Genomic DNA, 26,017 nt, shown 5'->3' on the forward strand with positions numbered 1-26,017 from the left:
TAAAATTGAACTTTATCGCCAAACCGGACTAACCCAAAAATGCAATCGATTCTTTGGTATTTCTGGCAAACACAATAGGATTCGAAATGGCCTCCCAGTGCATATACATTAGGCGCGGGTTTTCTTTTAACCAGTGATTATGAAGGGCGGTCACTTTGATCCCCCGGTTGCGGAGATTCGATATCAATCGGTTGACCTGGTTTTGATGTACGGCGGTCTCGCCCAAACAAAGTGCGCGGCCCGATTTATCCAGGGATTCAAATGAGAACATTTGCATCTGAACCAAAGGAGAACGCGTTCTTCTTCCCAAGATCGTCTCGTTGAGATTCGTCATCCGCGTGACAAAACAAACAGGACCTTCTTCAATTTCAGATTCGCCCCCCAGGATTCTTCCAAATTGGTCACACAGCTTTTTGAATTGCGGGCTTACCTTACCATGTGCTGCCATGTAAATCCTCCTTTAATCATTTTCTAGACCATCTTATGACCAGGAAGGAAAAGTGAATTGGGCAAATTCACCAATGCCGTGCAAAAAAACGGGGCAAATAAACAGAAATGAAAAAACCACAACCTAAATCGGCTGTGGATTTTATAGTTTCATAACTGTATTAATCTGCCGGCAAGCTCTCAATCGCTGTAAAAAATACATCAAGCAGCTCCGTATCAAAGTTAGCCCGTACGTAATCGGAGATTCTGTCCAATTCGTCAATATTCTTGTACTCCAGGCATGGCCGCCCTTCGCTCCATAGAACCCGGCATTGAAACTGTTCTCGAATACGCTCAATAATGAAATCCTGCTCTACCGTCCCGCGACCGGCTGTCACGATTTGATCCCTCCACCAATCTCGCCGGTGATCCCCCGGCTTTATATTCGCTAAGCATATTATTCAAAATTTAAATAATTATTTTCCGTGACATTTGTCACACTTTAAATGGAGCAACATTTTCAGATAGCTTCCGGCTATCTTTCTCCAATTTGTTCACACCGTTCATATTCATTCTCCTTTCACAGTATGATCAGCACTCGTTCTGTTACACCTTATTTCAGTAATAACATTATTTTTTTGGAGGTTTCGTTGATCGCATCATGAATTAAGGGTATAATACATACAAATAAATGTTTTCTTCTTAGTAAATACTAATAAGAACGGTGTCGTGCTGGACACACGACACCGCTTTGATAGCACGTTGGCACCCACGGCGTGCATAGCATGAAACCCACCGTTAGGCGGCTAACCTATTTGACGGTGGGTTTTTCCATGTGACGACGCCATTTACGACGAATCCATCTAACGAACTTCCGGACACTGAAGAACAGCGTCAACACTAAGGAAATCCATTTTAGTACATCGTAAAGCGTTACATGAACCACGGCCATCCCTCCTTTCTCAAGGAGCTGCGCCGTGGTTTGTCCACCGTCTGCTATCATTGGTAATTATATCAAATTGCGAAAGAATCAGAAACCTGTGTGAACACAAGGTTTATCTTTAAAATCACACCAACAGAAAAGAGCCTAATCCAAAGGGATTAGGCTCTTTTCACACCGGCTTACTCCGTCACCTGAAGCTTCTCCTGATTCTCGATCGGGTTCGGGTTCAGGTCAGCCTGCCTTTCCGCTTCCGCTTTCTCAACGTTCTCATTCTCCATATAATAGTCCTTCAGCTCATCTTCGACGGTCGTCTCCGCCAGCGGCACCTCGTTACGGTAGGCCGACCGGGTGAGCACATGAGCCGCTACCGGAGCGGTTAAGAATACGAAGAAGATGCCCAAGATGAGACGGATGCTGAAATAGCTGTCGGTAATGATGAAATACAGCAAGGTTCCGACCAGCGCACACAGCACGCCGAGCGTAGAACTTTTAGATGCAGCATGAGATCTGGTATACACATCGGGCAAACGTACGATTCCGATTGCGCTGATCAGGCTAAAAATCGCTCCAAACAGAATAAGGATCGCTCCGACGACTTCACCGCTTCCGCTCAATCACAACACCCCTCTCAATGAATCTGGCAAAGGCGACCGTTCCGATGAACGACAGGATCCCGATCAGCAAAATAAGATCAAAAAAAGCGTGGGTGTGCAAAAACACAGAGAACACGGCAATGCTCGCGATAAGGTTGATCCCTATGGAATCCAGCGCCTGGACCCGATCCGCACCGGATGGTCCCTTCACAATCCGGTATAAATTGACCAGGATCGCCAACATCAAGATGCATAATGAGATGATCATAATCGTATCGAAGATCATTTTCTTGTCACATCCTTTATGGCTTTTTCAAAAATTGACTTTGACTTGAGTACGCCCTCTTTGGACTCCGGCATATTCAAACCGTGAATGTACAGCACCTTGGAATCCGGAGTAAGCTCCATTACGACCGAACCCGGCGTTAAGCAAATCAGCAAGGAGAGGAGCGTAATTTCCAGATCCCCCTCCAAATCCGTCTCGACCTTGAAAATCCCCGGCTTGACATCGATTTTGGGGCGAAGCACATGCTTCATGACCATCATCGAAGAAATAATCAGTTCATTAATAAACAGAACCAGCAGTTTACCGACCGCCAGCAGCGTAAATAAGTAAAACCGGCTTTTAAAGAACCGCCGCATGCACAGTAAAATAAACAGACCGACAAAGTAACCGCTGATGAAATTTAATATGCTCATTTCGTCCTGCAGAAACATCCACAGGTAAGCAATAAATATATTGAGAAGTACCTGAACGGGCATGGCGATTCCCCCCTTTAATCAAACACGGCTTGAATATACAGACTCGGGTTGAGCAATTCCTCGGCGGCTTGAGCCACATAACCCGCGAGGCCTTCGGCTCCGATGCCCAACACAAGACTGGCGGCAGTCAACAGAGCAATCGGTAGCAGCAAGCCCTTCGTGGTTCCCTTCTCTTCCTCTTCACTTAAGATGCGTTCGCCCCAGAAGGCACTCATGAACATCTTGATCATGGAATACAGAATGCAAAGGCTGGCCAGCAGCCCGATCGCCCCAAGCCAGAAATAACCGGATTCAAAGGCCCCTTGGGTAATGAACACTTTGCCCAGAAATCCGCTTAGCGGCGGAATGCCCACCATCGACAATGCGGCGATGAAGAACATCCAGCCCAACTGGGGGTGAAGACGGATCAAACCGCCGGTATCCTTCAAATGGCTGGTTCCGGTTAAATGAATCACCGTTCCGCCGACCAAAAATACGAGCGCCTTGATGATCATATCGTGAATCAAATAATAGATGGAACCCATCATACCGGTATGCGTCAACGAAACAAATCCGAGCATAATAAATCCGACGCTGAGCACCACATTGTAGGTTAATATTTTGCGCAAATCCCAATAACCGACCGCTCCGAGTCCCCCGAGAATCATCGTGGCGGCAGCCAATATCCCGATGAACCAATGGGTTATCTGCGGCTCATGATAGAAGATCAGGGTGAACATCCGGAAGATCGCATAGATGCCGACCTTGGTAAGCAATGCCGCAAAGATCGCCGCGATGGCCGTCGGCGGTGCGCTGTAGGATCCCGGCAGCCAGAAATAAAGCAGCAGCCCCGCTTTTAAAGCGAAGACAACGAGGAACAGGAAGGCCACGGTTGTGATTAATCCGTCCTGGCCGACTTCGGCGATCCGTAGCGACAAGTGGGCGAGGTTCAAGGTGCCCGTCATAGAGTATAAATAGGCAACGCCCATCAGGAAAAACGCGGACGAAATAATATTCGTAAAAATATATTTGAGCGACTCGCGAAGCTGCCTCTTGGTGCCGCCCAAGCCGATCATGACATACGAAGCGAACAGAAATACTTCAAAAAAGACATATAAATTGAACAAGTCCCCCGTTAAGAACGAGCCGTTGACCCCCGTGACCAGGAACAAAAACATAGGATAGAAATATAGCTTTTCTTGTCTTCTGCCAATGGACGGAAAGGCATAGATCAGGCAGCCGATCGAGACTACCGAGGTGGCGAGCAGCAGCAAAGCGCTGAACATATCGCCGACGAAGCTGATGCCGAACGGTGCCTCCCAACCCCCGAGCTGCAAAGTTTGAATCCCGTCATTTTTGATCTGGTTCATCAATAGAACGGAAATGATGCCCGTAGCCAGCAACGCCACCAGGCTGAGAGCCCGCTGAAGCTGAATATTTTTCTGAAAAATAATGAGCACCATTCCCATGAGCAAAGGGACGACGACGGGAGTAATTAGTAGATTATTCATGCTCATTTCCCCTTAATTGTTCCATGTCATCCGTCCCGTGGGTTTGATAGGCACGGTAACACAAAACCAATACTAGCGCCGTGACGGCAAAGTTAATGACGATGGCCGTGAGAATCAAGGCTTGCGGAATCGCATCCGTGAAGCCTGCCGTTTTCTCATGCAGAAGCGGGGCTGCCCCTTTTTTGAGACCGCCGGAAGTGATGAGCAGCAAATTCACGGCATGGCCGATGATCGAGGATCCCAATACAATCCGCAGCAATCGTCTCGATAATATCAAATAAGTTCCGACCGACACCAAGATGCCGACAAGTATAACGATGAGTGTCTCCATATTATCGGTCCTCGCTTATGCCCAGAATAATGACGACCGCCGTCCCTATGACGGCCAAGGCGACCCCGGTATCGAAGATCATCGCGGTCGCAAGCTCGGTATCGCCGAAGATCGGCAAGTCGACATGACCAAAGATCTGAAATAAAAACGGTTTGCCGAATATAGCTCCGAGCAACCCCGTACCTACGGCGATTAACACCCCGACGGCGGCCAGCTTCTTAAAGTCGATCCGGATATTTTCCCTTACCTTCTCGATGCCGAAGGAGAGGTACAGAAGGACGATGGCCGCGGCCGTACTCAGCCCGCCGATGAAGCCGCCTCCCGGCTGATGATGACCGTTCAGAAAGAGATAGATCGAAAAGGTGAAAATGATGACCACCGCTACCCGGGTTACGGTTTTCAGAATCACATTATTCGGTTTCATCCTGCTCCCTCCTTTTCGCGCGCTGATGAATCAAGGTATATACGCCCAATCCGGCAATCGTTAATACGGATATTTCCAGCATCGTATCGAAGCCGCGGAAATCCACCAGGATCGCGTTGACGATATTTTTCGCCCCTGCCAGCTCATAGGCATTTTCGAAAAATGAGGTGATCGGCTCGAACAATTTATGACCGTTCGCGGACAGCGCCAAAATCGTCACCGTCAGCCCGACGGCTACCGAAATGATCAGATTCGTCAATTTGAAAGGAATCCGTTCGATATCCTTCTTCAGCTTCGGCAGATGATAGAAGCAGAGCAGGAACAGTACCGTGGTCACGGTCTCCACGACCATTTGGGTCAGGGCGAGATCGGGGGCCCGGAAGATCACGAAGAACATGGAAACCATATAACCCAAAGCACCCAGGGCCACGATGGCCACGATCCGGTTGCTGGTCAATAACACGGTCAACGCGGCGATGATCATCCCGATCACCAGCCCGGCGTCAAAAACACTAATCACCGCGTTATTGGAGATATCGAACCGGAGCCCGTGGAACAGCAGAAGCGATCCCATCAACAAAATGACGAAGAACGCGAAAATATAGATCAAATAATGTCGCAGCGAGCCGGTCATATACCGGTCCGTCAGGGATGACGAGAGCTTTTCCGTCCCCTGTAAGGTTACATTGTATAAATGATTCAGCGTCAGGCGCTGCGGGTAATTGCGAATCGCCTTGATCCACTTCTTCGCTATTTTGAAGAGCAAGAAGCCGATTACGACTACCCCGATCGTCATGAGCAATTCCATATTCAGCCCATGCCAGGCGCTGATCTTCAGATCATAGGCGGAGACGGACATCATCGGCAAAACCGATGTTAGCGCCGGGGTAAGAATATATTTCCCCAACACATTCGGGAAGAAGAAGACAAGGATGACCAGCAAGCCTAAGATAATCGGCGAAATCAACATCCCCAGCGGCGCCTCATGCACGGTTCTCGTCATCTTCTCGGGACGGTATTTTCCGCCGAAGGTCTTGAATACGAAAATCATGCAATAGACGAAAGTAAAAACGCTGCCGACCCATGCAATGATCGGGAACAAAGCGCCGATTTTGCTTAACCCGAAAATACCGGCATGGGATACTTCCGTTACGGCGCCGAAGAACATCTCCTTGCTCAAAAAGCCGTTAAACGGCGGCAATCCCGCCATGGAAAAGGCGCCGATCAAGGCGATCGTGAACGTGATCGGCATCACTTGCATCAATCCGCCCAAATAGCGGATATCCCGCCGGCCGGTCTCGTGGTCGACAATGCCGACGACCATAAACAGGCTTCCTTTAAAGGTGGAGTGGTTAAACAAATGGAACAGGGCGGCAAAGGTGGCTACCGTAAAGACCGTCCCGCTCTCGCCGGGTCCGAAATAGACCGCTAAAGAGCCGACCCCGAGCAGGCTCATGATCAAGCCCAATTGGCTTATCGTGGAATAGGCCAATAGCGCCTTCAGATCCGTCTGCTTCAGCGCCGTCAAAGAACCGTAAAGCAGCGTAATGATGCCGATTCCGGCCACCAGCCAGAACCACACGGCACTGCCGCCGAATACCGGGGTCATCCGGGCCACCAAATAAATGCCGGCCTTGACCATCGTCGCGGAATGGAGATAACTGCTGACCGGGGTCGGCGCCTCCATCGCATCCGGCAGCCAAATGCCGAACGGGAATTGCGCCGATTTCGTAAACGCCCCCAGCAAAATACACAGCATGGCGGGGATAAACAAGGCATGGCCTTGAATCGCGTCCAAATTCGCAATGATTTCCCGGATGCTGTACGTATCTCCCATGATGATCAGCATAATGAATCCGGCCAGCATGCCGAACCCGCCGAGGACCGTAATCAGCATGGCTTTTAAAGCGCCTTGGCGCGAGCTCTTGCGCTCGTACCAATAGGAAATCAATAAGAAGGAAGAGACACTGGTCAATTCCCAAAATCCATACAGGACTAGTAGGTGATCTGAGAATACGAGTCCCAGCATGGCCCCCATAAACATGAGTAAATACACATAGAAGTTATGGAGCGCCTCCCGGGTTTTGGACATATAGAAGATAGAATAAATGATGACTAAAGCGCCGACACCGGAAATGAGCAGACCGAATAATAGGCCAAGTCCATCCACATACGAGGTGATATTAATATCGAAAGAGGGAATCCAGGATAAGATGTATTTATAGGTTTCCCCGGCGGCAACATGAGGTATATATTGCAACAAATAGATAAAGATAGTTAGAGGCACGAGCAGAACGAACCAGCCCGTATGTATCCGACGGTTCAGATACTTATATAAAAAGGGAACCGCAATTGCACTAATAAACGGAAGAAAAATGAAGATAAAGAATGTAGCCAAACGCACTCCTCCTCACTTACGAATCTTGCTGTCTTAAAGATTTGACTCTTTCCGTAACATCCTTTATAGTCGTACATAGTTTAATCGAGCTCTACTATTTAACCTTGAGGTGAAATGCTTAAAATGGATAACTTAAATAATGAATGCATTCTTGTCTGCGTTTATTATGGACCAAACGGCGAAAGACTAATCAAACGCGGCTGCAAAATAGCCAATATGCTGCAAGCTCCGCTCTACATCCTGACCATTGATTCCAAGCCGTTCGATGAATTGGATGCCGAGAAAGTATTCTACATTGAAAAGTGGAAAGAATACGCCAATGCCAACGCGTCTGCCCAATTTATTATGAAGGACAATGAAAGCCGGCCCGTTACCAAGGTCATTGCGGAAGTGGCTAGAGAAAAGCAGGTCACGCAGATTATTCTTGGCCAAACGGCACATAGCCGATGGGAACAAATTACGAAGGGATCGATTATCAATTCGCTCGTGCGCGACATCCCCTTTGTTGACCTGCATATCATTTCGGTCTCCCGATATATCCGGGACGGCGAAGGGCTGTACAGAGACGGAGTTCGCGCTTATTTAATCAAGGACGGGGAACAGTATAGACTAAGCTTCAGTCACGAGAAGAATACCGAATATGAAGGCATCTTCTTCAAAGAAACCGATACGGACTTTGACAATGGAATTTTTCGCTTTATGAAGGACGCTGAGACGATGCAGGTCCTGGTTCATGACGGGATCGTCACCGAATTTAAAAACGTGGATATGAATACGGCGATGGGTCTGGACGACTCTGACGAATAAAAGAACAAATATATAAGGTTATTAACGGCTCTCCTCTTACGCATGTTCAATCATGTTTGACGAGGAGAGTTTTTTATTGTGGAACAAGAAATTTTACAAATTCACGTCTACCTTAATCGGCAGCTTCTCGTTCTTATCGATTCCCAAGTACTTCAGCGTTTCCGCGGTCGACTGATGATGCAGAATCGACTTGACGATGGAAATGGCAATTCCCTTATGATACGCATGGTAACCAAAGGTCTTCCGCAGCGTATGCGTGCCGATTTTCTCCGAAATTCCTACCTCCCTTGCCGAATGGTTGATTATGCGGTATGCCTGCTGACGGGTAATCGGACGGCCGTCCTTCTTGGATCGAAATAAATAATCCTCTGCTTTCCAGTCGCCGCCGGACAAATATTCGTTCAATATTTCTCCGATCTTGCCGTTCAAATAAAAGGCTTGTTCTTCTCCGGTTCTTTCATCCTGAATACGCAGAAATTGCTTAGCCCTTTGACCGTCCCATACATCCTGCACGGTAAGGTTGAGCATTTCAAAAAGACCAATCCCCGTATTAATTCCCAGTACAAAAAGTAACAAGTCTCTTAGCGAGTGCTTTCTGAGCTCTTGTTTCATCGCTTGAATGGTTTCCATGTCTCGAATCGGATTTACATACTGCACCGAGAACCCCTCCGGATATGTTACTTAATTATAGTTTAACATATATTATGTAACATAACAAATTGAAAGATGATTAAATATGGCGATTGTGTATGCCGGAAACCGTCAGCGATTTTTTCGCTAAAATTCAATAGCGAATAATTCGCTAAGATATCCTAGGCTTGGAGGTGAAGATATATGTACGAAAGAATTCGGAACTTACGCGAAGACAAAGATTTGACGCAAACTCAAATTGCTTCAATATTAAATTGTAGTCAACGCATCTATAGCAACTACGAACGAGGCGACGTTGATATTCCGACCTCCATTTTGATTAAGCTGGCGGACTTCCACCAGACAAGCGTGGATTATCTCTTAAACCGCACCAATAGAAAAAAGCCTTATCCTAAGGATTAAGGCTAAGATCGTAAAAGATTATTCCCACTTCATAAGCTCCTTAATATACGCCGCCAGTTTCTCCGCGGCCTTACGGTGAGTCACTTCTGAAGGATGACTGTTGACGACGTAACCGTCGGCGGCCGACTGCACATCGAATTTCATTGCCGCGATATTCGCATCGCCGGTTTCTTTCGTATAATTGCTAACCGCTTGTTCGACCCATGGATATAATCTGTCGCCCATGATCCCGAGCGTGCAAAGGATTTTGGAGCCGGCGTTATTTCGTCTGACCATTTTGAGAAATTCCACGTATTGTTCGGTATAATCCGCCTGTTTGTCGGGGTCGTCCTTGGTATAAGTATCGTCATTCGTCCCCAGATTAACGACAATCAGATCGGGCACAAACTTGTTGAAATCCCAGCTTACGGATTGCGGCACTAGCGTTCCGTCGAACTTCCCCTCCGACTTACCTACTTTTTCGTAGTAATCCGAAACAAGATGGGTGAGGAGTTTCTCGTCGTTCTCCGTATAGCCGGAAATAATGCCGTAGCCGCTAAAGGAAACCATGCTGTAATCGGCCTGAAGCTTCTGAGCCGTCAGGTAGGCATAAGTTTTCGTGACATCTTCCGTCGTCGTGGAAAAAGTCCCCTGAACATCATCATCGTCAACGCCATAACCGCAAGTAATAGAATCGCCGATAAATTCAATCTTATGTATGTTTTCCGGGGTCGGCTTAATCCCCTCTTTGGCGTCCACGATGATCTCTTGAATCCCCACCGTCGACATCGCCGCTTCGGATAGTTTAACAACCTTTACCGTGACATTTTGCTCCATGTCGCTTTCAAATACGGTATACCTTTTCAAAGGCTCGTTCACCATATCATCAACAACCCGATTTCCGTTTACGTAGATGCCGATTCGGGTCTCATTATTTCCGCTTCCCGCTACCTGATCGCCCTTTATCGTAATTTCCGCTTTCTTGCCGTAAAACGAAAACTCCACACCGCCGCCGGACAACGCCAGCCATAGGGCACCGTTACATTCGTAGGTCCGCCCGATGATTTTGACATATTGCTCGGTTGCTTTAAAGGTTTGAGTTTCTGACATTCTATATCTTCCCCCTCAGTTGCTATAACCATTTGTTAAAAATAATATACCTGTAAAAAAAGAAGCCCGCCACTATATGGCAAGCCCCTATGATTATTTTTCGTGCGTGTTGTTATTCTATTAAACTTTTCGAGGCCATATACATGTCTTCTACATATTGGTCTACTTCATCCCGTGACATGCGCAAGCGATTTACAGAAGTACCATAGCCGATTTCCTGCTTTCCCGCTTCCAATTCTTTAAAAATTCCATCCGCGAAAGCATTTAACGGTTCTCCGTGCACGTGAAGTCCCGTCCCGCCTAATTCTGTATTTACTGCCGGAGGAGCAACTTCGATGACTTCCACAGAGGTATCCGAAAGCTGATGTCTTAAACTCATTGTAAAGGAATGAAGCGCCGCTTTGGATGCCGAATAAATCGGAGCAATCGCAAACGGTGTAAAAGCTAATCCTGATGTCACGTTAATGATCGCCGCTTCTTTTTTTGCCGCAAAAAAGGGAGCAAACAGCATGGAGAGATGGAAAGGTGCTTCAATGTTGGTTGTAATTTCTTTATTGAAGTAATTCCAATCGTCCTTCACGTCTGCTTTCAGCACATTAAAACGTTGTTGGATCCCGGCATTGTTAACTAACACGTTCACTTTCGGATAGTTCGTTGTTACCCAATCGAACAAGGCGATACGTTCCGATTCCATATCCAAATCACATACACGGGTGATCAGGCTGGGATATTGTTCTTTCGCTGTTTGAAGTACATGCTCACGACGTCCGCAAACAATGACCGTATTGCCGGCTTTTATGAAGCGCTCCGCAAATGCGAGACCAATTCCGGCACTTCCGCCTGTAATAAGAATTGTGTTTCCTGAAAGTTTCATAATCATTCCTCTTCTCTATTGTTCTTTATTTCTGCACGTTAGCTTCTTCTTTTTCCTGAAGACGTCTTATATAACGATCGATTTTAAAGTCGATGCCTTCCAAGGATTCCATCATTAACGAAATTTCGGCAAGCACCGCTTGCTTATGTTTCTTCATCATTTCAAGCCGGAGCCCGATCGTATTATCTCCTTCAACCACCCAATCCATATATCGCTTGATTTCGCCGATCGGCATTTGCGTGTTTTTTAAGCAAATAACGGTATTAAGAAGTGCAATTTGATCCTCCGAAAAGAGCCGCCTGCCAGCTTCATCCCGCTCGACGAGCGGCAGCAGCCCCTTTTTTTCATAATAACGCAACGTGGATTCCGGAATATTAAACTTGGCGGAAACTTCGCCAATGGAACAATACTTCATCTGGGGGCCTCCAAATCTTATCTTTCATTGTCGACAAGAATAGGATACGACTTAAACCATGGTTTAAGTCAACAACTTTATCTATAAAAAACCTCCAATCGGAGGTTCATCAATAATATGCGATATATATTCAATATAGTTACCAGCCTGCGGCATTTCGCTCCACCAGCCCGGCCAGGAATTCCAGCCACTCGGGCTGGTCATTCAGACAAGGAGCGTATTGGAACTGTTCCGCTTGCCCTCCGGAGACAGAAAAATGGTTCCTTCCTTCGATATCCAACTCATACAAGGTCTCCAGACAATCGGTCACAAAGCCGGGGGCAAATACCAGCGGATTCGCAATCCCCCGTTCCGCCAGACCTCCGATCACTACGGCCGTGGAAGGTCCGATCCACTCCTCCGGCCCAAACCGGGATTGGAACGCGACCTGCCACTGATCCTCCCGCCAGCCCATCGCTTCGGCGAGCAGCCGCCCCGTCTCCATGCACTGCTCCGGATAAGGATCCCCCGTGTCCGCATAGCGTTTAGGAATGCCGTGAAAAGACAGCACGATCCCGTCCGGCTCCCGGTCCAACCGCTTTAAATGGCGGAGCAGATGCGACTTCATCGCCGATATATATCCCTGTTCCTTATAATAGGGCTCCACGAACCGGAGTGCCGGTATATACCGTTTGGGTGCCGGCCCTCTGGAGCTCGTGCGGCCAAGCGCGGCAAAACAGGCCTGATCGTACACGGAGGCCGTTGTCGTTGACGAATATTGGGGAAATAACGGGACGACCAAAACACGGCCGATGCCCCTTTGCTCAAAGCGCCGCATGGTCCGCTCCATGCTATGCTCGCTATAAGCAAGCCCCAGCTCCACTTGGAATTTCGGTCCCAGTATCTCCTGTAAACCTGCTTGTTGGCGGAGGGAGTTTACCAACAAAGGAGAGCCCTCCTCGCTCCAGATTTGCCGGTACAGCCGGGCCGACTTGCGGGGCCTCGTCCGGAGAATAATTCCCCGGAGTACCGGCTGCCACAGCCAAGGATTCGTATCCACAATCCGCCGGTCCGATAAAAATCGCCGCAAGTATGATCGTACCGACTTTGTTTCAGGCTTTTCGGGAGTCCCAATTTGAGCCAAAATAACACCGATCGATGGTTGAGTTTGCAAAAATAACAACTCCGTTCGTATCGTATTCTTACCCCATTCTCTACCACGGGCGCTTCCCAAACAATTATCCTACTCACATTTTTATGAATGGAGTGGCAGGAGTAATTCCAAGGCGATGGGTGTTATAATGTCGCTGAACCTGGTTATGTCATTAACATGCAACAAATGAATTTTTGCTCCCGTCTAATATCAGAGAGAAAAGGAGGGAACCGTGATGAAGAAGTCGCTTATTATTATTGGGTTGTTATTGGCGTCCCTGTCCTTGAACGGATGCGCGAACCCATCACCAGGCGAAAATGAAAAGCCTGATGCGGATAAGGCAGGAGTAACGGATGTGAGGGAAAATGCGGAGAATGCGAGCAATACGGGGAATACGCAGGATAAGGGCGATACCGACAATACGCAGAATATGGACAATTCGGATCAGTCGGACGCCGTCGTATACGAAAATACCGAGTATGGGTTCCGCTTCGAGCTGCCGGATTCGTGGGAAGGATACAAGGTGATATCGGAGAAATGGGAAGGTACTCCATTCGAAGAGAATCAGGACAGCAACGCCGAAGAAGGGCCGAAGATCTCCCTTCGTCACCCGGACTGGACAGAAGAGCAGCCTATGCAGGATATTCCCATTCTGATCCTGACCATCCCCCAATGGGATGCGCTGCAGGCCGAGAGCTTCCACATCGGGGCAGCGCCCATCGGACCTAAAGAACTAGGCCGTAACGACAAATACGTATTTGCGCTCCCCGCGCGTTACAATTTCGCATTTCCGAAAGGATACGAAGAGGTAGAGGATATTCTGAGTAAAAATCCTTTAACGCCGATAAACGTGGGAAAATAACTCGTAACGAAAAAGCTCCGCCGGCGAAGTGTCGGCGGAGCTTATCAACGTTTTTTGGATTAAAAAGTCGGCGATTCACCCGATAACCGGTCGATCAGTTGCCGCACGCTTGCTTCGTCCTCGCTGTATTTCCGGACGTCTTCTCCAAGCAGCTTGTCGGCCTCTTCCCTTGTCATCGTAAAGCGGTACGTATCCCCGTTATATTGACCCGTACTGTCAGTAATCGAATAAGTAATACTATCCACATTATCAATCATGCTTAGAAGCAGGATAGAGTTACGAGCAAACAGGTCACTATCTAAAGCGCCATCTTCTATCAAATCCGTCGGCTGATTCATGATATAGTTGATGGTCACTCCATATGGCGGAGCCGTTGTCTGAAGCTCCATCCCTTTCCCTTCCAATCCCTCGGGATAGGGCATTCCGCCGATGAGCCCGCCTACCTTACTGGCGGCGCCTACATAAAGCGTTTTATTGTCCATCATTTTATCCAAATCATATCCCATATAGATTTGCTGCGTAGATGGCTGCGTCGGTACTAATAAAGGCTTCGGATTGGCCGTACAGCCTGCAATGACGATCCCGATCACGAGCAAGGAGCCTGCGACCCTCCAAGAAGAAGGCCGGCGATAAGAAAGGATATTTTTAATTCTCGCCTTCACATGATTCTCTCCAAAGGCCAATGGGCTGCCGGAGTGTAACTGACTTCTTCCGACGGAAAGAGACAGTAATGTTGTCGAGTAGCCTCCTTTTATCCGATCGCCCATCTTACGAATGACGCGCTCATCACAGGACATTTCCATATCTTTATTCATAAGCGAGTAAGATAACCACATCAACGGATTAAACCAATGCACGATAAGCATCAAATAGGCAAAAGGCTTAATCAAATAATCCCCTCTCCTGATATGCGTCTGCTCATGCTGTAGAATGTACGACAGCTCCGGCTCGCTCAGGCCAAGCGGAATATAAATCCGGGGCTTCAGAAAACCAAGTACAAAGGGTGTGGCAATCCGGTCCGTTTCGAAAATATGATCCTTAACAAGGACCGCCGTTCTTAGGCTCTCCCTAACTTTTAAGTAAGAAATGACGCTGCGGATAAGGAGATAAACAACGCCCGTTACCCATATCAGACTGCCGACCCACACCATCATCTCCACAAGCTTTACGCCTGATATCGGAGGAGCTCCGGGTAAGGATGCATTGACCAAACCGCCTAATTTTGCTCACTCCCCTATCTATGACCGCGTTTTTCATGAACCTGTCAGCTTGCGGCACAAGCTCCATGATACCCGTTTCGGTTTGGGCCTTGACTGAAGGCTGAATCCATGCAAATAGACTGAAGCTTGCAGTGAAACTGACAGGGACAACCAGTCGGATCAATACGGCTGACCATAAGACATAGGAGAATATCTTGGGAGCACGCCTCAAAAGAAATCTCGCCAAAATAACCGCAAGTGCTACAAAGCTTGCCGTTATGCTCATATTGAGGATCATAAGAAACAGATCTGTCATTGGGTGGCCTCCTCAATAATCCGCTTCAGCTCTTCCGCCTCTTCCTCCGACAGCTTTTTCTCACCAAGAAAAGCGGTTAAGAACTGCGGTAACGACCCGCTAAAAGCCTTTTCGACAACCTTTTGACTTTCGTATTTCTGTACTTCTTCCTTCTTCACAACAGCCGTGACCGTCGCTTCCTCGTTCTTAAGGATTCCCCGTTCGCATAGCTTCCTTAAGACCGTATAGGTTGTGGACTTCTTCCATCCCAGCTCGGTTCGGCTTAACCGGACAAGCTCTGTCGAATTAATCGGTTCATGATCCCAAACAAGGCAGGCAAATTTATATTCCGCATCAAACAATCGGTACTCGGTCATTCCGGATTCCTCCAAGTAAGTTTATTTCAGTAAACCTCTGTCCCTAAGTCTATTGCAATAGACCTCGAATTGTCAAGGATGAAGACGAGGGGCATGCCCCGGACTTTTACACCTATATAAAAAACCCACAACCGCCATCGGTTGTGGGTCTTCAGCTTTTCAGTTCTCCCCCGAGCTTTTCCGCTTATAAAAACGTCTCGCTTGTTGTGTCTACATATTATTCTTAGCATTCACGAAGGCAATCACAAACGAGATAACAAAGGCAAGCACATTGAGAGCCGTCGAGAAGATTCCGCATACCAATCCTGCAATTGCCATACCGCGTCCTCGCACCTGTCCTCGCTTGATTTCTTTAAACGATAAAGACGAGAACACAATCGCAACGATACCACTGATGAAGCCAATGATTCCAAGGACTATGCTTCCTCCTAATGGCAAAGTAATTAAGGATATTATACCTAGTATTAAAGAGGCAATTGCTTTGCCACTCGTCTTCGCTTGCGGCGGAACGTAAGATTCGGTTAGCGGAGAAAACCCGTATTGTTCCTCTTTGTAATTGTTATCCAAGGAATATCCTCCTATTAATGAGTCATCATTTCTATTATACTTCTCGTAGTAAATTTCTGTAAATCTATCTCGTAAATTAATAATTTTTGCTTAACGCGGTGATGTTTTAAACAATTTGGACATAAAAAAAGCCGTCGATACTTTCTCGACAGCCTGAGCACCTCTCCCGAGGTGCCCTTTTTTATAAAACCGCCTGCAACAAGAAATTCGCCAGGAACAGAATCGAGATCACGAACATGGACAGCGAAAGCTGTTCCCGTTTCTTGGCAAATAGCTTGAGCAGCGGGTAAGCGATGAAGCCGAAGGCAATCCCGTCCACGATGCTGTAGGTTAAAGGAATCATGATGATGACGAGAAATGCAGGAAATGCTTCGGTAAAATCGCTAAAGTCTATATTAACGATATTGGTCAGCATCAATCCCCCGATAATAAGCAGAATAGGGGTGATGGCTGCATCCGGTACCAGTTTGATAAATGGCATAAAGAACAGCGACAGCAAAAAAAGCAAACCCGTGGTCAACGAGGTCAATCCGGTTCGTCCGCCTGCCGTAATGCCCGCCGCCGATTCTACGGTAGACACCGGTGGGCTCGTCCCCAGCAGTCCGCAAATGATCGAAGAAATCGAAACGGCTTTCAGCGCCTTTCCACTCTTCTCCGGTGCCTGAAGCATGCCGTCCACTTGGGAATGTACCAGCCCTATATTTTCAAAGACCAGTACTAAAACGAACGAGAAGCAGGCCATTAAGAACGGAACGCTGATCATTTTGCTCCAGTCCGCACTCAGAAACACGTCTTGATAGGTTTGAAAAGAGACCGATCCGGCATGCAGCGACGAAAAGTCGATGATTCCGAACAACCAGGCAACCAGCGTTCCTAAAATGATGCTGATCAGAAAGTTCCCGGGGACTTTTTTCAAATACAAAAATAAGGTGATCACCAGATTGATGATCGAAGCCAGCACCAGCGGTGTTGACAAGTCGCCAAGGGCGACAAAGTTGCCCGCATTGCCGATGACAATGCCGCTCTTCTGCAGGCCGATAAAAGCGATAAACAGCCCGATCCCCACGGAGATCGACTCTTTCAAGGAAGTCGGGATCGCCTTGGAAATAATCCAAGACAGTTTGGAAAAAGCAATCACCGCAAACAGGATCCCCGATAGAACGACCGCACCCAGCGCCTCCATATAATTTAGTCCCATCGAACCGACAATGGTATACGTAAATAAGGCATTGATGCCCATACCGGGTACGATAATCAACGGGGCGTTCGCTATGAACGCGACGAGCAGACAGCCGGCCAGCGAGGACAGGACGGTTGCAATAATCCCTGCCTCAAGCGGAATGCCCGCGTCCTCAAGAATCTTGGCGTTGACCGCAATAATGTAAACGATCGAGAAAAAGGACGTTAAGCCTGCCGTGACCTCCTTTTTCAAATTCGTTCCGTGTGGCTTAAGTTTGAAAACTCCTTTCATGTTGTATCACACTTTTCAATTTTCCCTCTCCCACCCGCGTAGTGTTCATCGTTCAAACACACGCAGGGGATATTATAGCACGAAAAGTTAGATGGGGGGCAGAATTACCACGATGTCTTTGGTTCTTCCGTACTAAAAAGCGGATCGTCGAATAGCGCAATCACAAGCTGAACACCGTCCATCTTCCCCTGTATGTATAACCGTGCTAGCTCAACCGTTGTTTTAATCCAACTCGTTTGTGCTGCTGGACATTCAATAAATCTACTCTCCGGCTTTGAGCCTGAAGAGCTTCGTTTTGAAATAGGGGAACCCCATTTTCAAGAGATTTACATCCAATTTCATTTAACTTCTTTCGTTCCTCCTCAAGTACACTAAGTGAAGACATCATTGAACAGCCTCCAATTCCTACATAAAAAGTGTCCTTATAGTGCATAATATTTGTAAATATATTACATATTGTTGAATACTTTATCTGTCGTGGCTAGTATAACAGACTGATAATGGACTTAAAAGGGGTAATTTTCTTGAAGGATCGGTCCATTATGATTAAACAAATTATCGGGAAAACCGTTAAAGCTATTCGTATCAAGCAAGGCTTAAGCCAAGAGGATCTGGCGCATGAATGCGGCGTGGATCGTTCCTATATTTCCATGATTGAGGTCGGCCGAAACGAACCTTCCGTTACGAAAGTATTTGACCTTTGCAAAGGACTAAGAATAAAACCGTCCGATTTTTTCAAGCTGGTAGAAAGTGAGTACGAAAAGATACAGGAAGAGAACGCAGAATAGCGGGACACAATGCTTCTATGAAGCTTGTGGCCCGCTGTTATTGTTTTGTGGCGAAAAACACTATTCCGAACCCCAATTTTATCCGATCAAAACTCCTCGTACCCACTCGGGTCCTGTCCCCACAACCGTCCATCTTCGCGGCTGAAAGACGAGATTACCTCCATCTCCTCCGCCGTCAGCTCGAAATCGAAAATATCGAGGTTATCCTTCTGATGTTGAAGCGAGCCCGATTTAGGGATCGGAATCGCCCCAAGCTGGGTATGCCAGCGCAGAATCACCTGGACCCCCGTTTTCCCATGAGCCTGGGCAATCCGGACAATCTTCTCATCTTCGACGATATCATTCCCGCGCCCGAGCGGACTCCAGGATTCCGTCACGATACCATACTCCACATGCTTCTTCCGCTGCTCAGCCTGGTCAAAATAAGGATGCAGCTCCACCTGATTCATACTCGGTGTGACCCCGGTTTCTTTCATTAGCCGATCAAGATGCTCGGGAAGGAAATTACTAACCCCGATCGAACGGATATATCCGCGCTTCCGAGCCTCGATCATCGCCTGCCAAGCCTCCACGTACATGTCCGTCTTGGGATTGGGCCAATGGATCAGATAGAGATCATAATAATCCAGGTCGGTCCGGTACAGCGATTCCTCGATAGTCGCCAGCGCCTCTTTGTAGGCATGACGGCGCCCCGGCAGCTTGGAGCAAATCAGCAGCTCTTCCCGGGGAACGGAGCTCCGCTTGATCGCCTTTCCGACAGCCCCCTCATTCTCATAGTTAAAAGCCGAATCAATCAACCGGTACCCCGCATCCATCGCAGCGGCCATGGCCTTAACGCCTTCCTCACCTTTCAAGCTATACGTACCAAGTCCGATTGCGGGTACCTTTAAACCATCGTTTAGCGTATGTTCCGGGATATTTTGTTTCATTTGGAAAGCCTCCTTAGTAAAAGTGATTAAAGAAGTCATTGAAAAAACTTGGCTACTCTTAGTATATCGAAGCTTAAGAGTTATTACCCGTCGAGGGTGCTCGGACGTTGTTAAAATATAGAGCTTGATCAGCAGTTCCTTCTTGTACTCATCCTCACCCAAAATACGCGTCTTGCAATCCTTTCCGGAATCCGGAATCACTTGTGGAATAAGATCTCGGACGGGCTTATTGTAAACTTCCTCCTCTATTAAATCGTGCTTTCTCTCATATTAACATAAGGGCAGTAAATGTAGAGCGGAGTGCCCGGTAGCCTATTTAATCAAGCACTTTTTTTCAGTCATAAAAAAATCCCCTCCGGCCAGGAGTCGATCCCATGAAACCAGGAGGTCCATGTCCACTCTCTACCATAAGGGGATGTTTCAACTGCTTCAAATCAAGTCGGGTCCGAAAGGGCAAACAGCTCGCTAACCGTCAATAACCGGTATCCATCGGCGGCAAGCTCCTCCACCAGCACCCGGACGGCCTCAACCGTTTGGGCACGATCTCCATAGCCATCGTGAAACAAGAAGATGCTGCCATTGCCGACCGTCGCTCTCGTATGATCCAAAATGTAATCGACGCCGGGCTGCGGCTGCTCCCAATCCTTCGCCTCGCCGTTGACGCACCCGATCGAACGGTACCCGAGCTCGGCGGCAAGCGAAAGGATGTCGTCATTCGCGGCAAAATACGGCGGACGGAAGCTCGAAACGGGCTTCCCCGTCACTAGGCGGATCCGCTCGTCCCCCAGCCGTATTTCCGTACGCGCTTCCTCCAGCGTCAATGCGGTCAGGTCCGGATGCGAGTAGGTATGGTTGGCAAGCTCATGCCCTGCGGCATGCACCTTGGCTGCAATGTCAGCGAACTTATCGATCTCTTGGCCGATCATGCAAAACGTGGCCTTGCCGTTCGCCTTGCGGAAAATCTCCAATATTTGTTCCGTGAATACGGGATGCGGCCCGTCGTCGAACGTAAAGGCGACGGCCTTCTCCCGGGTCGGGACCCGATGAACCAACGATCCTTTGGCCATGATGACCTTCCTCCGATCAAAAATAATGCCGGCTAACTACTAATCGTCCGAGCGATTCTCATCCGATTTTGCGGACAAAGGGGCGATAATCCAGAATGCGCTCGATCTCGTCCAACACCTCGTCCGATAACGTCAGCCCGCTGGCTGCAGCATTGTTCTCGATCTGCTCCGGACGGGACGCGCCGGTGATCAGACTGCTGATTTGCGGCTTTCTCAAAAGCCAGGCCAAGGCCAACACGGAGAGGTTGGTACCCAAATCTTCGGCAATCCGGACCAGCTTCTCCACCTTATTCAAATTCTCTTCGGTCAGCAGGTTATTGATTTGCTTATCGGCCTGGTGCGTTGCCCGTGAACCCTCGGGAATTGGCTGGCCTTGGCGGTACTTGCCGGTCAACAGGCCTTGCGCCAGCGGGCTGAAAGGAACGATCCCCAACCCGTGCTTCTCGCAGATGCCGATGATTTCGTCCTCGATGTACCGGTCCATCATATGATATTGCGGCTGAATGACCGACATCGGACGCAGGCCCATTTCCTTGATCAGATACAACGCTTCGGTGATCTGTACGGGCGACCATTCGCTGACGCCGTAGTATAGAACTTTCCCCTGCGCGACCAAATCGCTCATCGTCTGCAGCGTTTCTTCCAAAGGGGTGCTTTCGTCGTACCGATGGCAAAAATACATGTCCAAATAGTCGACTTGCAGGTTTTTCAGGGACTTGTCGATCTGCTCGATGATATGCTTTCTGGAAAGCCCCCGGTCATTCACGCCGTTTCCGGTAGGGAAGAACACTTTGCTGGAAACGACGTAAGAGCTGCGGTCATATTCCTTCAGGATATTGCCGAGGAACACTTCCGCCTGCCCGCCGCTGTAAGCGTCGGCGCAGTCGAAAAAATTGACGCCGAGCTCATAGGCGCGCCGGACGCTCATCCTTGCCGTTTCCACCGCCTGGGTGCCCTGCACATCCGTCATCCAGCTGCCCAAGGCGATTTCGCTGACTTTGACGCCCCATTTACCAAGATTCCGATATTTCATAGTCTCTTCCCGCCTCTCTTTAAGAAAGCGTCAGCACGACGACGGACATCGGCGGCAGTGCTGCCGACAAACCGCCTTCATTCACGTCCGTAACCCCGTCAAACGACTGCGGCTTGACCGTCTCCGGCTGCTCGAAAGTATTATGCGCATTCATGTCGGCATGCGTCAATACCCTTCCGGCAATCTTGTTGACTCCCGCCAGTCCGCGCAACCGCAATGTGACGGCAGCCTCCTGATGCGGGTCGACGTTGCACAGGCTGATATCGATTGTGCCGTCCGCCCGCTTCGACGCCGATGCGCTGACTTGGGGAACGGATGCATCCCCCACTTGGTACTCGTCCGTCTCCAGATGAAGCGCCAGCGCCTCCGCATCCTGGTGGACCTTGAACATCTCGAAGACATGATAGGTCGGCGTCAGCAGCATCTTTTCGCCTTCCGTCAGTATCATCGCCTGCAGCACGTTCACCGTCTGCGCAATGTTCGCCATATGAACGCGGTCGCAGTGACGATGGAAGATGTGGAAATGCAAACCCGCGACCAGCGCATCCCGCATCGAATTTTGCTGGTACAGGAAACCCGGATTCGTGCCCGGCTCCACCTGGAACCAGTTCCCCCACTCGTCGATGATCAGGCCGACCCGTTTCTTCGGATCATACTGGTCCATAATCGCCGTATGGCGCTTAATCAGCTCGTCCATGTGCAGCGCCAGCTGCATGGTCTCGAACCATTCCGCCTCATCGAAGCCCAGGGCCGGCCGTTTGACCTCGAATCCCCCCGGAACCGTGTAGTTGTGCAGACTAAGGCCGTCCATATATGCACCCGCTTCGCGCATCAGCGTCTCCGTCCAGTGATAGTCGTCCACATTCGCGCCCCCGGCGATCTTATAGAGCCGGTTCTCCCCGTAATTCCGGACATAGGTCTGGTACCGGCGGTATTCGTCGGCGTAGTACTCCGCCCGCATGTTGCCGCCGCAGCCCCAGTTTTCGTTTCCGACGCCGAAATACTTCAGTTTCCACGGCTTCTCCCGTCCGTTCGCCTGCCGCCAGTTGGCCATCGGCGATTCGCCGTCGAAGGTCATGTACTCGACCCATTCCTGCATTTCCTGCACGGTGCCGCTGCCGACGTTACCGCAAATGTACGGTTCCGCCCCCAACAGCTCGCACAGATCGAAAAATTCATGCGTGCCGAAATGGTTGTTTTCCACGACGCCGCCCCAATGGGTATTGACCATGCGCTTGCGCTGCTCCCGCGGACCGATGCCGTCCTTCCAGTGGTACTCGTCGGCAAAACAGCCGCCCGGCCAGCGGAGCACCGGAATATTCAGGCCACGCAACGCCTCCAGAACGTCGTTTCGGATACCGCGGGTGTTCGGAATCGTCGAATCCTCGCCTACCCAGATGCCTTCGTAAATGCAGCGGCCGAGATGCTCGGCGAAGTGCCCGTAAATGTGGCGGCTGATCGTTCCGACCGGTTGATCGGCTTGGATCGTCATCGTTGCTTTCATCAAATGTTCTCCTTTCGCACCCTTATCCTTTGACTGCGCCCGCAATCATGCTTTTTTGGACTTGCTTGTTCAACAGCAAATAAATCAGTACCGTAGGGACGGTCGTGATCATGAGTCCCGCTCCGATAATTCCCCACTGCGTAATATAAGTTCCGACCATCGACATCATCCCGACCGTCAGCGTCTGAAAATGCGTGTCATTGATGAAGGTCACCGCAAACATCAGCTCGTTCCAGCAGGACAGGAAGGTAAAGATCGCTACCGTAGCGATGGCGGGACGGATCAACGGCAGAATAATGGAGAAAAAGGTTCTGTATACGCCGCACCCGTCCATGACCGCGGATTCTTCCATTTCGCGGGGAACGCCCTTAAAGAAGCTGCCCAGGATGAATACGGCCATCGGGATCCCAAAGGCCACGTAAGGAATAATCAACGACCAGTAGGTATTCAGCAAGTGCAGGTTTTTCAGCACCATGAACAGCGGCAGCAACGCCGCGTGAATCGGAACCATCATTCCGAGAAGAATCAGCGTCATCGTGGTATTGCTCAGCTTCCAGTTCATTCTGGTAATGGCGTAAGCCGTCATCGAGGACAGAATCAGTACCAGGAGAATGGAGGCCACAGTCACCAGCACGCTGTTATTGAAATAATTCATCACGTTGCCGTCCGACAACGCCTTGGCATAGTTGCTCCATAGGAGCTTTTTAGGGAAACTCGCAACATCGCCGCTGAAGATTTCGCTATTGTCTTTCAAGGAGAAGAACGCCAGCCAAATAAGGGGATATATCTGAACAATCGCCATGATAATCAGAAAGACTTGCAACAGGATCTTCCCGATGAATTGCGGTCTCTTGGGCAACCTTGCTTCTGCAGTACTCAACATGCTCACCCCTATTCGGTCTTGAAAAATTTATTGATGATTACCGTAAATACCAAACATTCCAGGATAATAAAGACGGATATCGCACTGCCGTACCCATATCTGTACGTATTGAAAATGGTCGTGTACATCAAGGTGCTCGGCACCTCGGTAGCAAACAAAGGACCGCCGCCCGTGAGGACGTACACCAGGTCGAAGACCTTGAATGCGCCGATGACGGAAAAGACCAAGCATACTTTGAGTATAGGTTTCATCAACGGAATCGTAATGGCGAATGCGGTCCGGATGCGGGAGGCCCCGTCAATTTTGGCCGCTTCGAAAATATCCTGCGAAATCGATTTCGCCCCGGCATACATCAGCAGCATATGATAACCGACATACTGCCACAGGGTCGGAATGAACGAAGCTGCGAGCGCGGTCTTCTTCTGCCCGAGCCAGTCCTGGGCCAGCTCCGAAAGGCCTATGTTCTCGAGCAGTGTATTTAAAAGCCCGTAATCCGCATTGTAGATTTTGGACCATAATTGCGCGATGACCACGGTGGAGATCAACACCGGAATAAAATACACCGTCCGATAAAACCCTTCGCCCTTTACGGAGGACGCCAGGATCAAGGCAAGCAAGAGGGACAGGGGCAACTGAATGAAAATGGAAGCCGCCGCGAACAGGAACGAGTTGCGGATGGAATGCAATGCCCGGGGATCCTTGAACATCTCCACGTAATTATCAAGTCCGATAAACGCACCTTTACCGACGCCGTTCCAATCCAAGACGCTATAATAACTCGAGACGAAAATCGGAACCAATACAATCCCGCAAAATATGAGCAGGGTAGGAAGAACGAATATCGCAATTGCCGTCTTATTCGAAAAAACTGAATTCATTGTGAGTTCTCCTCTCAAAGATGTGGCCAGGGATTTCCCTGACCACAACCGGCTTGAGATTATTCAAAGATCAAAGATTGAGTTCCGTCGGTTTAAGCTGGGCCATCTGTTTGCAGAACTCCTCGGGCGTAAACTCGCCCGCCAGAAGCGAGGCGATCAAGTTTTTGTGCGTTTCCGCAGAGTCCGCGGGAAGAATGTTATCCCACCATGCAATAAACGAGGTTGCGGTTTTCATAATGTCCGCGGCCGATTTGTCCAACTCGGACAGGCTCGAGGTATCCAACCCGTCAATATTCCAGCTTGGAAGTCCGGCACCGGCCAGATAACCTTGCGTACCGAGCTGCTCGCTCAAATACATCAGGAACTCAGCGGCTTCTTTCGGATGCTTCGTCGTGCTGCTGATATAGAAACCGTCGACGGCACCGCCGAAAATTTCGGTGGCTGTGCCTTTTCCGTCTTCAAAAACCGGGAAAGGAACGACTTGAACCTTGCCCTTCGTCGCCGAGGACGGATCCTCGATCCCGGCATTGACCCAGTTCGCCTGGAACATCATTGCGCCGCTGCCCGCATTGAAGGCGCCCAGCATTTCATCATAGCTCATGCTCAGCATGCTGCTGTTGAAGGCGCCCGCTTTTGCCAGCTCCTGCATTTTGGCGGCAGCCGCGACGAAGTCCGGCGAATCCCATTTAGAAGGATCCTTAAATGCCTCCATGACCGCTTCATTTCCTGCCTGACGCATGGCGATCATGTCGTACCAGTACATGCCAGGCCAGCGGTCCTTTTCGCCAATGAGCGCCGGCGTAATTCCCGCCGCCTTCAATTTCTCTACCGCATCAAGCAGTTCCGTGTACGTCGTCGGAATTTTGGCTCCCGCTTTTTCGAACAACTCGGTATTTACATAAAGGTTGGCAATATGGGTGTAGACCGGGAGGGTATAGATTTTCCCGTCCGTTTCGATGGCTTCCGCCATGCCCGGTGCCATTCTCGATTTAATGTCATCCGTCAGATAGCTGGAGATTTCAAGCACGTTTCCGGATTCGATATAAGGCTGCATGAAGCTGCCGCCGCCCATGCCGTAAAAGAGGTCGGGCGCTTCGCCGGCGGCCAGCGATGTTTTGATTTTGGTTTTATACTGCTCGCCGGTCGTACCAGTCCGTTCGATTTGGATATCGGGATGCTCGCTGTTCCACTTCTCGACGATTTGCGGTAGCAGCTTGGCCGACGGGTCCGTGTTCCCTACGGACTGATCCCAAAGTTTAAGCTTAATGGAACCGCTTCCACTTCCCGCCGACGATTTCTCTCCGGAAGAGTCGGATGAACATGCAGCCAGGCTGCCTGCCAAACCTAACGTTAATATGATACTCAAGGATTTTTTTAATAACGCTTTCATCTTTTGACCTCCCAATCTCTAATTCGATGCATCTAGA

31 protein-coding genes are annotated in these 26,017 nt (G+C 49.2%); 4 read left to right on the forward strand and 27 right to left on the reverse strand.

The genetic code is table 11. The features are described from left to right. Nucleotides 1-28: 28 nt before the first annotated feature. The 9 genes from V3851_RS22400 to V3851_RS22440 form a co-directional block, all read right to left on the reverse strand. Nucleotides 29-448 (reverse strand): DUF1259 domain-containing protein, encoded by a 420-nt coding sequence (locus V3851_RS22400; protein WP_331848756.1) that lies wholly within the window; start codon nucleotides 446-448, stop codon nucleotides 29-31. A 160-nt stretch (nucleotides 449-608) separates the two neighbouring features. Further along, complete coding sequence (locus V3851_RS22405; protein WP_331848757.1) at nucleotides 609-824, reverse strand: hypothetical protein; 216 nt, start codon at nucleotides 822-824, stop codon at nucleotides 609-611. A gap of 724 nt (nucleotides 825-1,548) precedes the next feature. Then, entirely contained in the window at nucleotides 1,549-1,983 is a 435-nt protein-coding gene (locus V3851_RS22410; RefSeq protein WP_331848758.1) for a Na+/H+ antiporter subunit G, read from the reverse strand. Continuing rightward, nucleotides 1,967-2,248: a Na(+)/H(+) antiporter subunit F1 gene (locus V3851_RS22415; protein WP_331848759.1), complete on the reverse strand. Its 282-nt coding sequence runs from the start codon at nucleotides 2,246-2,248 to the stop codon at nucleotides 1,967-1,969. The genes V3851_RS22410 and V3851_RS22415 overlap by 17 nt, the downstream gene beginning before the upstream one ends. Beyond that, nucleotides 2,245-2,724, reverse strand: coding sequence for a Na+/H+ antiporter subunit E (locus V3851_RS22420; protein WP_331848760.1), 480 nt, complete (start codon nucleotides 2,722-2,724; stop codon nucleotides 2,245-2,247). Before V3851_RS22420 ends, V3851_RS22415 begins: the two co-directional genes overlap by 4 nt. A gap of 14 nt (nucleotides 2,725-2,738) precedes the next feature. Next, nucleotides 2,739-4,214 (reverse strand): Na+/H+ antiporter subunit D, encoded by a 1,476-nt coding sequence (locus V3851_RS22425; protein ID WP_331848761.1) that lies wholly within the window; start codon nucleotides 4,212-4,214, stop codon nucleotides 2,739-2,741. Beyond that, nucleotides 4,207-4,545, reverse strand: a complete 339-nt coding sequence (locus V3851_RS22430) for a Na(+)/H(+) antiporter subunit C (protein WP_331848762.1) — start codon at nucleotides 4,543-4,545, stop codon at nucleotides 4,207-4,209. The genes V3851_RS22425 and V3851_RS22430 overlap by 8 nt, the downstream gene beginning before the upstream one ends. Before the next feature lies 1 nt (nucleotide 4,546). Continuing rightward, nucleotides 4,547-4,969 (reverse strand): Na(+)/H(+) antiporter subunit B, encoded by a 423-nt coding sequence (locus V3851_RS22435; RefSeq protein ID WP_331848763.1) that lies wholly within the window; start codon nucleotides 4,967-4,969, stop codon nucleotides 4,547-4,549. Further along, the gene (locus tag V3851_RS22440) at nucleotides 4,956-7,367 is read right to left on the reverse strand and encodes a Na+/H+ antiporter subunit A (RefSeq protein ID WP_331848764.1); all 2,412 of its coding nucleotides are present in this window, start codon (nucleotides 7,365-7,367) and stop codon (nucleotides 4,956-4,958) included. Before V3851_RS22440 ends, V3851_RS22435 begins: the two co-directional genes overlap by 14 nt. Before the next feature lie 123 nt (nucleotides 7,368-7,490). Between V3851_RS22440 and V3851_RS22445 the strand changes: the two genes are divergently transcribed. Beyond that, complete coding sequence (locus tag V3851_RS22445) at nucleotides 7,491-8,174, forward strand: universal stress protein (protein WP_331848765.1); 684 nt, start codon at nucleotides 7,491-7,493, stop codon at nucleotides 8,172-8,174. 93 nt (nucleotides 8,175-8,267) lie between these two features. Here V3851_RS22445 and V3851_RS22450 read toward each other — a convergent pair whose 3' ends face one another. Then, complete coding sequence (locus V3851_RS22450) at nucleotides 8,268-8,831, reverse strand: tyrosine-type recombinase/integrase (RefSeq protein ID WP_331848766.1); 564 nt, start codon at nucleotides 8,829-8,831, stop codon at nucleotides 8,268-8,270. A 177-nt stretch (nucleotides 8,832-9,008) separates the two neighbouring features. Here V3851_RS22450 and V3851_RS22455 point away from each other — a divergent pair, with 177 nt between their 5' ends. Beyond that, entirely contained in the window at nucleotides 9,009-9,227 is a 219-nt protein-coding gene (locus V3851_RS22455; RefSeq protein WP_331848767.1) for a helix-turn-helix domain-containing protein, read from the forward strand. Nucleotides 9,228-9,245: 18 nt separating this feature from the next. On the opposite strand, the gene V3851_RS22460 is transcribed toward V3851_RS22455, so the two are convergent. The 4 genes from V3851_RS22460 to hemH form a co-directional block, all read right to left on the reverse strand. After that, entirely contained in the window at nucleotides 9,246-10,316 is a 1,071-nt protein-coding gene (locus tag V3851_RS22460; RefSeq protein ID WP_331848768.1) for an SGNH/GDSL hydrolase family protein, read from the reverse strand. A gap of 112 nt (nucleotides 10,317-10,428) precedes the next feature. Continuing rightward, entirely contained in the window at nucleotides 10,429-11,190 is a 762-nt protein-coding gene (locus V3851_RS22465) for an SDR family oxidoreductase (protein ID WP_331848769.1), read from the reverse strand. Between the two features lie 25 nt (nucleotides 11,191-11,215). Next, on the reverse strand, nucleotides 11,216-11,605 hold the full coding sequence (locus V3851_RS22470) for a MerR family transcriptional regulator (protein WP_331848770.1): 390 nt from the start codon (nucleotides 11,603-11,605) through the stop codon (nucleotides 11,216-11,218). A 139-nt stretch (nucleotides 11,606-11,744) separates the two neighbouring features. Next, nucleotides 11,745-12,818 (reverse strand): ferrochelatase, encoded by a 1,074-nt coding sequence (gene hemH / locus V3851_RS22475; RefSeq protein WP_331848771.1) that lies wholly within the window; start codon nucleotides 12,816-12,818, stop codon nucleotides 11,745-11,747. Nucleotides 12,819-12,972: 154 nt separating this feature from the next. On the opposite strand from hemH, the gene V3851_RS22480 reads away from it, so the two are divergent. Continuing rightward, on the forward strand, nucleotides 12,973-13,599 hold the full coding sequence (locus V3851_RS22480) for a hypothetical protein (protein ID WP_331848772.1): 627 nt from the start codon (nucleotides 12,973-12,975) through the stop codon (nucleotides 13,597-13,599). Nucleotides 13,600-13,658: 59 nt separating this feature from the next. Here the strand turns inward: V3851_RS22480 and V3851_RS22485 are convergent, their stop codons facing one another. The 6 genes from V3851_RS22485 to V3851_RS22510 form a co-directional block, all read right to left on the reverse strand. Beyond that, the gene (locus V3851_RS22485; protein ID WP_331848804.1) at nucleotides 13,659-14,753 is read right to left on the reverse strand and encodes a M56 family metallopeptidase; all 1,095 of its coding nucleotides are present in this window, start codon (nucleotides 14,751-14,753) and stop codon (nucleotides 13,659-13,661) included. Then, the gene (locus tag V3851_RS22490) at nucleotides 14,668-15,114 is read right to left on the reverse strand and encodes a M56 family metallopeptidase (protein WP_331848773.1); all 447 of its coding nucleotides are present in this window, start codon (nucleotides 15,112-15,114) and stop codon (nucleotides 14,668-14,670) included. Before V3851_RS22490 ends, V3851_RS22485 begins: the two co-directional genes overlap by 86 nt. Next, nucleotides 15,111-15,470 (reverse strand): BlaI/MecI/CopY family transcriptional regulator, encoded by a 360-nt coding sequence (locus V3851_RS22495; protein ID WP_331848774.1) that lies wholly within the window; start codon nucleotides 15,468-15,470, stop codon nucleotides 15,111-15,113. Before V3851_RS22495 ends, V3851_RS22490 begins: the two co-directional genes overlap by 4 nt. 210 nt (nucleotides 15,471-15,680) lie before the next feature. Next, on the reverse strand, nucleotides 15,681-16,037 hold the full coding sequence (locus V3851_RS22500; protein WP_331848775.1) for a DUF4190 domain-containing protein: 357 nt from the start codon (nucleotides 16,035-16,037) through the stop codon (nucleotides 15,681-15,683). Nucleotides 16,038-16,218: 181 nt separating this feature from the next. After that, nucleotides 16,219-17,508, reverse strand: a complete 1,290-nt coding sequence (locus tag V3851_RS22505; RefSeq protein WP_331848776.1) for an NCS2 family permease — start codon at nucleotides 17,506-17,508, stop codon at nucleotides 16,219-16,221. A 205-nt stretch (nucleotides 17,509-17,713) separates the two neighbouring features. Then, complete coding sequence (locus V3851_RS22510) at nucleotides 17,714-17,896, reverse strand: aspartyl-phosphate phosphatase Spo0E family protein (protein WP_331848777.1); 183 nt, start codon at nucleotides 17,894-17,896, stop codon at nucleotides 17,714-17,716. Between the two features lie 154 nt (nucleotides 17,897-18,050). On the opposite strand from V3851_RS22510, the gene V3851_RS22515 reads away from it, so the two are divergent. Further along, complete coding sequence (locus tag V3851_RS22515; RefSeq protein WP_331848778.1) at nucleotides 18,051-18,296, forward strand: helix-turn-helix domain-containing protein; 246 nt, start codon at nucleotides 18,051-18,053, stop codon at nucleotides 18,294-18,296. 86 nt (nucleotides 18,297-18,382) lie between these two features. On the opposite strand, the gene V3851_RS22520 is transcribed toward V3851_RS22515, so the two are convergent. The 7 genes from V3851_RS22520 to V3851_RS22550 all read right to left on the reverse strand — a co-directional run bounded on the left by V3851_RS22520 (nucleotide 18,383) and on the right by V3851_RS22550 (nucleotide 25,980). After that, nucleotides 18,383-19,225: an aldo/keto reductase gene (locus V3851_RS22520; RefSeq protein ID WP_331848779.1), complete on the reverse strand. Its 843-nt coding sequence runs from the start codon at nucleotides 19,223-19,225 to the stop codon at nucleotides 18,383-18,385. Nucleotides 19,226-19,659: 434 nt separating this feature from the next. Next, nucleotides 19,660-20,292 (reverse strand): polysaccharide deacetylase family protein, encoded by a 633-nt coding sequence (locus tag V3851_RS22525; protein ID WP_331848780.1) that lies wholly within the window; start codon nucleotides 20,290-20,292, stop codon nucleotides 19,660-19,662. Between the two features lie 58 nt (nucleotides 20,293-20,350). Beyond that, nucleotides 20,351-21,325 carry an aldo/keto reductase family protein gene (locus V3851_RS22530; RefSeq protein ID WP_331848781.1) on the reverse strand — a complete coding sequence of 325 codons (975 nt, stop codon included), beginning with the start codon at nucleotides 21,323-21,325 and terminating at the stop codon, nucleotides 20,351-20,353. A 19-nt stretch (nucleotides 21,326-21,344) separates the two neighbouring features. After that, on the reverse strand, nucleotides 21,345-22,829 hold the full coding sequence (locus V3851_RS22535) for an alpha-N-arabinofuranosidase (RefSeq protein WP_331848782.1): 1,485 nt from the start codon (nucleotides 22,827-22,829) through the stop codon (nucleotides 21,345-21,347). Between the two features lie 22 nt (nucleotides 22,830-22,851). Further along, the gene (locus tag V3851_RS22540; RefSeq protein ID WP_331848783.1) at nucleotides 22,852-23,712 is read right to left on the reverse strand and encodes a carbohydrate ABC transporter permease; all 861 of its coding nucleotides are present in this window, start codon (nucleotides 23,710-23,712) and stop codon (nucleotides 22,852-22,854) included. An 8-nt stretch (nucleotides 23,713-23,720) separates the two neighbouring features. Beyond that, nucleotides 23,721-24,590, reverse strand: a complete 870-nt coding sequence (locus V3851_RS22545; protein WP_331848784.1) for a carbohydrate ABC transporter permease — start codon at nucleotides 24,588-24,590, stop codon at nucleotides 23,721-23,723. A gap of 70 nt (nucleotides 24,591-24,660) precedes the next feature. Next, nucleotides 24,661-25,980, reverse strand: coding sequence for an extracellular solute-binding protein (locus V3851_RS22550; RefSeq protein WP_331848785.1), 1,320 nt, complete (start codon nucleotides 25,978-25,980; stop codon nucleotides 24,661-24,663). Between the last annotated feature and the right edge of the window lie 37 nt (nucleotides 25,981-26,017).

The organism is Paenibacillus haidiansis, assembly GCF_036553665.1.
Classification (GTDB): domain Bacteria; phylum Bacillota; class Bacilli; order Paenibacillales; family Paenibacillaceae; genus Fontibacillus; species Fontibacillus haidiansis.

What these genes read in the sequence shown, in the direction of transcription:
- V3851_RS22400 (WP_331848756.1), bottom strand. Translation starts at nt 448, where the DNA reads ATGGCAGCACATGGTAAGGTAAGCCCGCAATTCAAAAAGCTGTGTGAC.
- V3851_RS22415 (WP_331848759.1), bottom strand. Translation starts at nt 2,248, where the DNA reads ATGATCTTCGATACGATTATGATCATCTCATTATGCATCTTGATGTTG.
- V3851_RS22420 (WP_331848760.1), bottom strand. Translation starts at nt 2,724, where the DNA reads ATGCCCGTTCAGGTACTTCTCAATATATTTATTGCTTACCTGTGGATG.
- V3851_RS22425 (WP_331848761.1), bottom strand. Translation starts at nt 4,214, where the DNA reads ATGAATAATCTACTAATTACTCCCGTCGTCGTCCCTTTGCTCATGGGA.
- V3851_RS22430 (WP_331848762.1), bottom strand. Translation starts at nt 4,545, where the DNA reads ATGGAGACACTCATCGTTATACTTGTCGGCATCTTGGTGTCGGTCGGA.
- V3851_RS22435 (WP_331848763.1), bottom strand. Translation starts at nt 4,969, where the DNA reads ATGAAACCGAATAATGTGATTCTGAAAACCGTAACCCGGGTAGCGGTG.
- V3851_RS22445 (WP_331848765.1), top strand. Translation starts at nt 7,491, where the DNA reads ATGGATAACTTAAATAATGAATGCATTCTTGTCTGCGTTTATTATGGA.
- V3851_RS22455 (WP_331848767.1), top strand. Translation starts at nt 9,009, where the DNA reads ATGTACGAAAGAATTCGGAACTTACGCGAAGACAAAGATTTGACGCAA.
- V3851_RS22460 (WP_331848768.1), bottom strand. Translation starts at nt 10,316, where the DNA reads ATGTCAGAAACTCAAACCTTTAAAGCAACCGAGCAATATGTCAAAATC.
- V3851_RS22465 (WP_331848769.1), bottom strand. Translation starts at nt 11,190, where the DNA reads ATGAAACTTTCAGGAAACACAATTCTTATTACAGGCGGAAGTGCCGGA.
- V3851_RS22470 (WP_331848770.1), bottom strand. Translation starts at nt 11,605, where the DNA reads ATGAAGTATTGTTCCATTGGCGAAGTTTCCGCCAAGTTTAATATTCCG.
- V3851_RS22480 (WP_331848772.1), top strand. Translation starts at nt 12,973, where the DNA reads ATGAAGAAGTCGCTTATTATTATTGGGTTGTTATTGGCGTCCCTGTCC.
- V3851_RS22485 (WP_331848804.1), bottom strand. Translation starts at nt 14,753, where the DNA reads ATGATGGTGTGGGTCGGCAGTCTGATATGGGTAACGGGCGTTGTTTAT.
- V3851_RS22490 (WP_331848773.1), bottom strand. Translation starts at nt 15,114, where the DNA reads ATGACAGATCTGTTTCTTATGATCCTCAATATGAGCATAACGGCAAGC.
- V3851_RS22495 (WP_331848774.1), bottom strand. Translation starts at nt 15,470, where the DNA reads ATGACCGAGTACCGATTGTTTGATGCGGAATATAAATTTGCCTGCCTT.
- V3851_RS22505 (WP_331848776.1), bottom strand. Translation starts at nt 17,508, where the DNA reads ATGAAAGGAGTTTTCAAACTTAAGCCACACGGAACGAATTTGAAAAAG.
- V3851_RS22510 (WP_331848777.1), bottom strand. Translation starts at nt 17,896, where the DNA reads ATGATGTCTTCACTTAGTGTACTTGAGGAGGAACGAAAGAAGTTAAAT.
- V3851_RS22515 (WP_331848778.1), top strand. Translation starts at nt 18,051, where the DNA reads ATGATTAAACAAATTATCGGGAAAACCGTTAAAGCTATTCGTATCAAG.
- V3851_RS22520 (WP_331848779.1), bottom strand. Translation starts at nt 19,225, where the DNA reads ATGAAACAAAATATCCCGGAACATACGCTAAACGATGGTTTAAAGGTA.
- V3851_RS22525 (WP_331848780.1), bottom strand. Translation starts at nt 20,292, where the DNA reads ATGGCCAAAGGATCGTTGGTTCATCGGGTCCCGACCCGGGAGAAGGCC.
- V3851_RS22530 (WP_331848781.1), bottom strand. Translation starts at nt 21,325, where the DNA reads ATGAAATATCGGAATCTTGGTAAATGGGGCGTCAAAGTCAGCGAAATC.
- V3851_RS22535 (WP_331848782.1), bottom strand. Translation starts at nt 22,829, where the DNA reads ATGAAAGCAACGATGACGATCCAAGCCGATCAACCGGTCGGAACGATC.
- V3851_RS22540 (WP_331848783.1), bottom strand. Translation starts at nt 23,712, where the DNA reads ATGTTGAGTACTGCAGAAGCAAGGTTGCCCAAGAGACCGCAATTCATC.
- V3851_RS22545 (WP_331848784.1), bottom strand. Translation starts at nt 24,590, where the DNA reads ATGAATTCAGTTTTTTCGAATAAGACGGCAATTGCGATATTCGTTCTT.
- V3851_RS22550 (WP_331848785.1), bottom strand. Translation starts at nt 25,980, where the DNA reads ATGAAAGCGTTATTAAAAAAATCCTTGAGTATCATATTAACGTTAGGT.